The organism is Allobosea rubneri, from assembly GCF_032464875.1.
Taxonomy (GTDB): domain Bacteria; phylum Pseudomonadota; class Alphaproteobacteria; order Rhizobiales; family Beijerinckiaceae; genus Allobosea; species Allobosea rubneri.
Genome location: NZ_JAWDID010000068.1, coordinates 21,846 through 29,192, shown reverse-complemented (window position 1 = coordinate 29,192; position 7,347 = coordinate 21,846). Strand labels below are relative to the sequence as shown.

Here is a 7,347-nt window from a genome sequence, read left to right as displayed (position 1 = left end):
GAAGGCCGTCCTCCGAGCTCGGGCCGAACGCAGCATCTCCGCCCGTTGGGACGCCGTCGGCGCCATCGTCGGACTCTTCTCACCCGACGAGTGCGCCAACTACTTCAAAGCCGCCGGATGAACCGGATTAAACCGGAAACGCTCTAGAGGTAGGTGGGTGCGCTCTGATAGGAAGGAGGCTGGTCTATGTCGTCCTGAAAGCGCACGAGCTGCGGATGAACGCCAACTTTTCTCAAGACCTAGCCGACCTGAAGAGCAGCTATGAGCACTCCGCTCTGGCAGTCGCGCCAAAGCCTTGCGTGATAGCGATTGAGGATACCTGCACGAGCTTCACGAAGGAGTTCTCACGGCACCGGGATAGGTCGTTCCTCGAATATGCGAAAGATGCGACCGACGTGCTCGTTTCCAACGCGAACCATTTCTTCGAAGGCGAGTTCCCGCCCATCGATAATCAAGAAGTAGTCGACGAGTTATCTCCGGTTTATTCGATCCAATTTTACAGTGGAACCATGGCGTTCAAGTTAAACCCTTCGCTCGCAAAGCGCCCTGAACTCATCTGGAACAAGCCGCTCCATCCCGAAGTGGCCGAGCATGATTTCCGCTATGACGGCGTCAGCGAAGCAACCGTCGTCTGGCCGACCCCCAATCTGAAGGAAGTTGTCACGGTACGAGGCGGCCGCGGCTGAGCCGGAACGGCCACTCACGGCTCGGTGCTCAGACAATTGGTCGCAGTTCTGCGATAAGCTCGTCCACGGTCGGCTGCGGGCGCGTGCCGACCTCGAGCTTCCCCACCTTGACATAGACAAGGTCCAGACTGCGGAACCCCAGACGAACAGAGCCTGCCCCTCGGCTGCGAAGACCGGATTGGGGTCGTCACGGTAGCCGACTGCTGTATGGATGCTGTCGTAGCTGCGCAGCTTCGCTGTCTGGTCGAGATGCTCCTGAATGGCGCGGCTGTAGTCGCCGATCGTCGGCGGAGGCGGGACCGAAGCGCGCAAGGCGTCACTATCAGCCGCGCTGAGTTCCACGAGCACGCTGTTGACAACGGCTTTAGCCATCAGTGGTACCTCGCACGACCTCTAGCTGTTCCCCCTCACCATGCAGATCTTGGCAAAGATCCCGACCGAGCAGCGCCTCGGCGCGTTGATCACCGACGAGACGGCCGGCCGGTCCTATGCCGAGTTTGCCTATGCCCGCGATTGGCGCGAGATCGCCAGAATGGCGGACATTCCCGACGCGGTCTGGAACAGCGATGCCAGGGCCGCCGCTAACGACGCCGAGGTCGACCTCCACACGATCCGCGGCGCCGTCGGGCATACACAGATTTCGGCGACGTCCGATACTCGCGCGGGCCGATAGGAAAGAGCCGGACGGTAGCCAAAAGCGCGCATCGCCGGCTGCGGCGGCGACAATAGCCGCTGATCACGCTTGGAGAACGCGATAGGAAGCACGAATTTAGCGGCAGATCGCCACAACAAGCTGAGCTTCAAAGAAAATTGGAGCGGGCGATCGGGATCGAACCGACGACATTCAGCTTGGGAAGCTGACGTTCTACCACTGAACTACGCCCGCGCGCCGATCGATATAGCCGGGTGGTGGCCGGCCCTGCAAGCCGGCCTGCGCAAGATTTCGCGGAAATCGAACGGCGCCGCGGCAGTCGCCCTACGCGGCGCCGTCAAAGGGCTTACCAGCAGCCGTAATAGCCGCAGCCATAGCCGTAATAGCGCGAGCGCGACGAGGCGGCGATGACCGCGCCGCCGACCGCGCCGGCGACGACGCCGGCCGCGACCGCGTTGCTCGCCTGGGCATTGGAGCGGCGGAAGCTCTGGAAGACGTCGCTGCGGCAGCGCTCGAAGGCGCGCGTGCCGGGACGATGGCCGGCATCGAGGCAGACGGTGTCGGCTTCAGCCGCCGATTGCTCGACGGTCTGGCAGCCGGCGAGACCGGCCGCGAGGACGCCGGCGATGATGAGCGCGCGCATGAAAAATCCTTCCTTTTCAAATAGATGGCCACGAAGCCATGGAGCGGACAGACGTCGAGTACGCCCCCGCCGGTGACACGGACATGAACGCGCCGCCGATCGCTGACCGACGTCGCAGGCGGTACTTGGCGCCATTTGACACGAAATCGCCATTTTGTCGCAAGGATGCTTGCCGATCAGGCAAGCGATCGGGATTCGCAGCTAACAAACGATTGGCAGGTCACGCAGCGAAGCAGCCGATTTCGGCCCAGATCGCCGCGTCCTGCCGGACACAAACTGGCGATCCATCTCTTTGTCGAAGCATCGAATTCCTCCGAAAAGTGGTGTCCACTTTTCGGTCTGATGCTCTAGCCCATTGCCTTATCGCATTTTCTTCACGCGAACCGGTACCCACTTCGCTCGAAAACGCTCTAGCTGCGGAAGTGCTTGGAGAGCTTCAGGGCCTGGCCCTGATAGTTCGAGGTGCCGATCTCGCCATAGAGCGCGTCCGGCTCGGCCGCCATCTTCTCGAAGGCGAGGCGGCCGACGACCTGCCCGTCCTCCAGGACGAAGGGCACCTCATGGCTGCGCACCTCGAGCACGCCGCGGCTGCCAGGCGCACCATCGGCACCGACGCCGAAGCCGGGATCGAAGAAGCCGGCATAATGCACCCGGAACTCGCCCATGCTCGGATCGATCGGCGCCATCTCGGCAGCGAAGCCCGCCGGAATGTGCAGGCGCTCCTTCGAGGCGAGGATGTAGAACTGGTGGGGGTCGAGGATCAGGCGCTTGCGGCCCCTGGTGTAGAGCGGCGTCCAGAAATCCTCGACGGCATACTGGCCGACGCGGTCGACATCGATCACATCGGTGAAGCGCTGCGCCTGGTAGCCGATGATCTCGTCGTCGCTGGCGCCGGCGAGATGGATACGGAAGACGAGGCCGTTGCGGATCGTCGCCGGCCCGTCGACCAGCGGCGTGCGCTCATGGACGAGGCGCAGATCCCGGTCCGAGACCCGGAAGCCCGAAGCCTCCTCCTGGCCGCCGCCACGCCGGCGGAAGCGAAGCTGGTTGAGCCGGCTGCCCTTGCGCACCTTGATCGAGAAGCTCGATGGCGAGATCTCGGCGTAGAGCTTGCCGGAATAGCCGCCGGCGACGCTGTCGAAGACCTCGCTGCGATCGGCGATCAGGCGCGTGAAGACGTCGAGACGCCCGGTCGAGCTCTTCGGATTGGCGAAGGCCGAGATCGTCGCCGGCAGGTCGGCCAGCGACTCCATCAGCTCGACGACGTAGACGCAGTTCTTCTCGAGAATGGCGCCGTGCTCGAGCGAGACCTCATCCTGTGCGAGATCCTCGAGGACCTGCTCGACGCTCTTGTTCAGCCCGGGCAGGAAACTGGCGCGAACGCGATAGGCCTTGTCGCCGAGGCGCAGATCGAGGCTCGCCGGCTGGTACTGACTCTCGTCGATCGCCCCCGAGCTCGAGCGCACCATGCCGCGGCTGACGAGGGTGCGTATATCCTGGCGCGGCAGCACGCCGGACTTGCCGCTGAGCGAGGCGGAGGCCGGCTCCGCGAGCTCGGTCGGCAGGTCGGAGGATGTCACCATTGGATCAGAACCTCTAAACAGGCGGCGATCATACAGCAAGCCCGCCACCTTCGCGCCTGCGAGACCGTTTTCGCGCCAGTTGTCCACGCCGGAAACGCGCCGGCGCACGCCCGTGCCCAAGCTTCGCGCTTGAGCCCGAAGCCGGCTCCGGGGCATAACGGCTGAACGACATCCGCCGGGAGAAGACCGCGCCTGCGGGCACGGAGCCTCAGATCATGTACCAGGCCGAAACCCATGGCGTGCGGGTCACCGTCTCGCCGAAATTCATGGAGGCCGAGTCGACGCCGGAGCAGGGCCGGTACTTCTGGGCCTATACGATCGAGATCGTGAACCTCTCCGATCGCACCATGCAGCTGATGACGCGGCACTGGGTGATCACCGATGGCCGCGGCGAGGTCCACGAGGTCCGCGGCGAAGGCGTCGTCGGCAAGCAGCCGGTCCTGCAACCCGGCGAGAGCTTCAGCTACACCTCCGGCTGCCCGCTGATGACGCCCGACGGCAGCATGAGCGGCTCCTACGCCATGCTCGGCGAAGACGGCGCGGCCTTCGAGGTCGAAGTGCCGCTGTTTCCACTCGATTCACCTTATGTGAAGAAGGTCCTGCATTGAACGCCTCCGCACGTCCGACCGGGCAGCGCTACCAGCCGCTCGACATGCTCGCCCGGCTCGTCGCCTTCGACACGGTCAGCCACAAATCCAACCTGCCGCTGATCGACTTCGTCGAGGATTACCTTGCCGGCTGGGGCGTTGCCTCGACCCGTTTCCCCAATGCCACCGGCGACAAGGCGGCGCTGTTCGCGACGATCGGCCCGCAGGATCGCGGCGGCGTGCTGCTCTCCGGCCATACCGATGTGGTGCCGGTCGAGGGCCAGGCCTGGTCGCGCGACCCATTCACGCTGCATGTCGAGAACGGCCGGGCCTATGGTCGCGGCGCCGTCGACATGAAGGGCTTCGTCGCGCTGGCGCTTGCGCTCGTGCCGGACTTCCTGGCGGCGGATCTGAAGACGCCGATCCACCTGTTCTTCTCTTATGACGAGGAGGTCACCTGCCTCGGCGTGGTCGACGGCATCGCCGAGATGGGCAAGAGCCTGCCGCGGCCGCGCGCCGTCCTCGTCGGCGAGCCGACCTCGCTCGACATCGCCGACGCGCATAAGGGCATCCGCACCTTCTTCACCAAGGTCACCGGGTTCGCAGCGCATTCCTCGAAGCCGCATCTCGGCGCCAGCGCCGTGCATGCCGGCACGCGGCTGGCAGCCGAGCTGGTCCGGCTCGCCGATGAACGCGAGACGCAGATCGACGCAAGCGGCCGGTTCGACCCGCCCTATGACACCATCCATGTCGGCAAGTTCCAGGGCGGCATCGCCCGCAACATCCTGGCCGATCGCTGCGATCTGTCCTGGGAGGTCCGCACTCTGCCGGGCTCCGATCCGGAAGACGTGCCCGCCCGCTTCGCCGCTCTGTCGCAGGAGGTACTCGCCCGGATGCGGAAGACCGCTCCGAGCGCCGCGATCGAGACGGTGATGAGCTCGGACGTTCCCGGCCTCGCCCCCGATCCCGGCTCCGAGGCCGAGACGCTGGCGATGCGGCTCGCCGGCCGCAACAGCACCATCGCCGTGGCCTATGCCACCGAAGCCGGCCATTTCCAGCGCGCCGGCCTGCCGACCGTGGTCTGCGGGCCGGGCTCGATCGACCAGGCGCATCAGCCGGACGAGTACATCACGCTGGAGCAGTTTTCTGCCGGCGAGGTCTTCATGCGGCGGCTGATGGAGCAGTGCCGGGCATAGATCCCGCCTTCGACGAAATGAGCGCGGAGAACCCTCTCCTTCCAGGAGAGGGTTCTCCGCAGATTCACTCTCCCGCCGAAATCTCCGCCTCGACCTCGGCCGGGTCGAAACCGTAGCGCCGCGAGCAGAACTCGCAGGTGACGGCCAGCGAGCCGTCATCGGCGATCATCGCCTTGCGATCCTCGGGCGGGAAGCCGCGCAGCATGCCGAGCACGCGCTCGCGCGAGCAGCGGCAGGCGTCATGCACGAGAACCGGCTCGAAGACATGGGCGCCGCGCTCGTGGAACAGCCGGTATAGCAGACGCTCGCTCTCCAGCGTCGGGTCGAGCAGCTCATGGTCCTCGATGGTGCCGACCAGCGAGCGGGTCTCGGCCCAGGCATCGTCGGCGATGCCGTCATTATCCTCGCTCGCCAGGATCTCATGCCCTTCCGGCGCGTCGCCGGGGTGCAGGTCGGCGGCACGCATCCGGTCCGGCGAGTTCGGCATGAACTGCACGATCAGCCCGCCGGCGCGCCAGGCGAGGCCGCCGCCGGTCAACACTGTGCCGACGCCGAGGCGGATGCGGCTCGGGATCTGCTCGGACTGGCGGAAATACTGGTGCCCGGCCTCTTCAAGGCTCTGGCCGTCGAGGGCGACGACGCCCTGATAGCGCGTCGCTTCCGAGCCCTGGTCGACGGTCATGGCGAGATGGCCGCGGCCGAGCAGTTCGCCGGTCGAGAGCGCATCGGCGTCGATCGCCTGCGCCAGGCGGTCGGCATCGTAATGCGCCATGGCGCGGTAGTTGTCGGGTGCGTTGAAGTCGACGACCAGCATCGAGATCGGCCCGTCGCTCTTGGTCTGGAGCTGGAACCGGCCCTCGGACTTCAGCGTGGTGCCGAGCATCACGGTGAGCGCCGCCGCCTCGCCGAGCACGCGCGCGACGGGCTCAGGATAGCGATGGCGCTCGAGGATCTGGTCGAGCGAGGCGCCGAGCCTGACGACGCGGCCGCGAATGTCGAGCGCCGGCACCGCGAAGGGCAGGACCCTGTCGTCGGGCGCCGGGGCGCCGATCGGATCGTTCTCCGCCATCAGGCCGCCACCGCGCCGAAGCACCAGGCCAGGATGCCCTTCTGGGCATGCAGCCGGTTCTCGGCCTCGTCGAAGACAGCCGATTGCGGCCCGTCCATCACCGCGTCGGTGACTTCCTCACCGCGCGATGCCGGCAGGCAGTGCATGAAGATCGCGTCCTTCTCGGCGCGGCCGAGCAGGCGCTCGTCGACCTGGAAGGGACGCAGCAGGTTGTGGCGGGTGCCCTCCTCGTCGCCCATCGAGACCCAGCAATCGGTGATGACGCAGTCGGCGCCTTCGACGGCGGCCTCCGGCCGCGTCGTCAGGGAGAGCTTGGCACCCTGCTTGCGGGCCCAGTCGATCAGCGCCGGCGGCGGCGCCAGCTCTTCCGGCGTCGCGATGGCGAGCTCGAAATCGAGCCGGCCGGCGGCATGCACCCAGGAAGTCAGGACGTTGTTGGTGTCGCCGGTCCAGGCGATGCGCTTGCCCTTGATCGGCCCCTTGCGCTCCTCGAAGGTCATGACGTCGGCCATGACCTGGCAGGGATGCTGGCGCTTGGTCAGGCCGTTGATCACCGGGACGGTTGCGTATTTCGCCATCTCGACCACGGAATCATGGTCGAGCATGCGGATCATGATGGCGTCGACATAGCGCGACAGCACGCGGGCGGTGTCGGCAATGGTCTCGCGCTCGCCGAGCTCGATCTCCTGACCGGTCACCATCATCGGAGAACCGCCGAGCTCACGAATGCCGACATCGAAGGAGACGCGGGTGCGCAGCGACGGCTGCTCGAAGATCATCGCGATGACCTTGCCCTCGAGCAGGCGATCGCCGGCAGCGGCGGGGGTACGCCGGCGGGTCTTGATCTCCTCGCCCGCCTTGAGAATGGCCCGGAGTTCCCCGGCGGAAAAATCCGAGAGATCGAGAAAGTGACGCACTGGAGTCCCCATGC

At 65.8% G+C, this 7,347-nt stretch carries 8 protein-coding genes, 1 tRNA gene and 1 pseudogene; 5 read left to right on the top strand and 5 right to left on the bottom strand.

What is annotated here, in order from left to right; genetic code table 11:
• The 3 genes and pseudogenes from RKE40_RS26355 to RKE40_RS26345 all read left to right on the top strand — a co-directional run.
• Positions 1-121 (top strand): annotated as a pseudogene (locus RKE40_RS26355) (IS630 family transposase); the annotation flags it as partial.
• Positions 122-215: 94 nt separating this feature from the next.
• Positions 216-686 (top strand): hypothetical protein, encoded by a 471-nt coding sequence (locus RKE40_RS26350; RefSeq protein WP_316021140.1) that lies wholly within the window; start codon positions 216-218, stop codon positions 684-686.
• A gap of 421 nt (positions 687-1,107) precedes the next feature.
• Entirely contained in the window at positions 1,108-1,359 is a 252-nt protein-coding gene (locus RKE40_RS26345) for a hypothetical protein (protein ID WP_316021139.1), read from the top strand.
• 138 nt (positions 1,360-1,497) lie between these two features.
• Here RKE40_RS26345 and RKE40_RS26340 read toward each other — a convergent pair.
• From RKE40_RS26340 to RKE40_RS26330, 3 genes are all read right to left on the bottom strand, one after another.
• Positions 1,498-1,572, bottom strand: a tRNA-Gly gene (locus RKE40_RS26340).
• A 112-nt stretch (positions 1,573-1,684) separates the two neighbouring features.
• Positions 1,685-1,981, bottom strand: a complete 297-nt coding sequence (locus tag RKE40_RS26335; RefSeq protein WP_316021138.1) for a hypothetical protein — start codon at positions 1,979-1,981, stop codon at positions 1,685-1,687.
• A 410-nt stretch (positions 1,982-2,391) separates the two neighbouring features.
• Positions 2,392-3,564: a 2'-deoxycytidine 5'-triphosphate deaminase gene (locus RKE40_RS26330; protein WP_316021137.1), complete on the bottom strand. Its 1,173-nt coding sequence runs from the start codon at positions 3,562-3,564 to the stop codon at positions 2,392-2,394.
• 215 nt (positions 3,565-3,779) lie between these two features.
• On the opposite strand from RKE40_RS26330, the gene apaG reads away from it, so the two are divergent.
• Both apaG and argE read left to right on the top strand, forming a co-directional pair.
• The gene (gene apaG, locus RKE40_RS26325; protein ID WP_316021136.1) at positions 3,780-4,172 is read left to right on the top strand and encodes a Co2+/Mg2+ efflux protein ApaG; all 393 of its coding nucleotides are present in this window, start codon (positions 3,780-3,782) and stop codon (positions 4,170-4,172) included.
• Positions 4,169-5,347, top strand: a complete 1,179-nt coding sequence (gene argE, locus RKE40_RS26320; RefSeq protein ID WP_316021135.1) for an acetylornithine deacetylase — start codon at positions 4,169-4,171, stop codon at positions 5,345-5,347. The genes apaG and argE overlap by 4 nt, the downstream gene beginning before the upstream one ends.
• Positions 5,348-5,411: 64 nt before the next feature.
• Here the strand turns inward: argE and RKE40_RS26315 are convergent, their stop codons facing one another.
• Together RKE40_RS26315 and argF are read right to left on the bottom strand one after the other, a co-directional pair.
• Complete coding sequence (locus RKE40_RS26315; RefSeq protein ID WP_390893539.1) at positions 5,412-6,419, bottom strand: Hsp33 family molecular chaperone; 1,008 nt, start codon at positions 6,417-6,419, stop codon at positions 5,412-5,414.
• Positions 6,416-7,345, bottom strand: coding sequence for an ornithine carbamoyltransferase (gene argF, locus RKE40_RS26310; protein WP_083533224.1), 930 nt, complete (start codon positions 7,343-7,345; stop codon positions 6,416-6,418). The genes RKE40_RS26315 and argF overlap by 4 nt, the downstream gene beginning before the upstream one ends.
• Positions 7,346-7,347 lie beyond the last annotated feature (2 nt).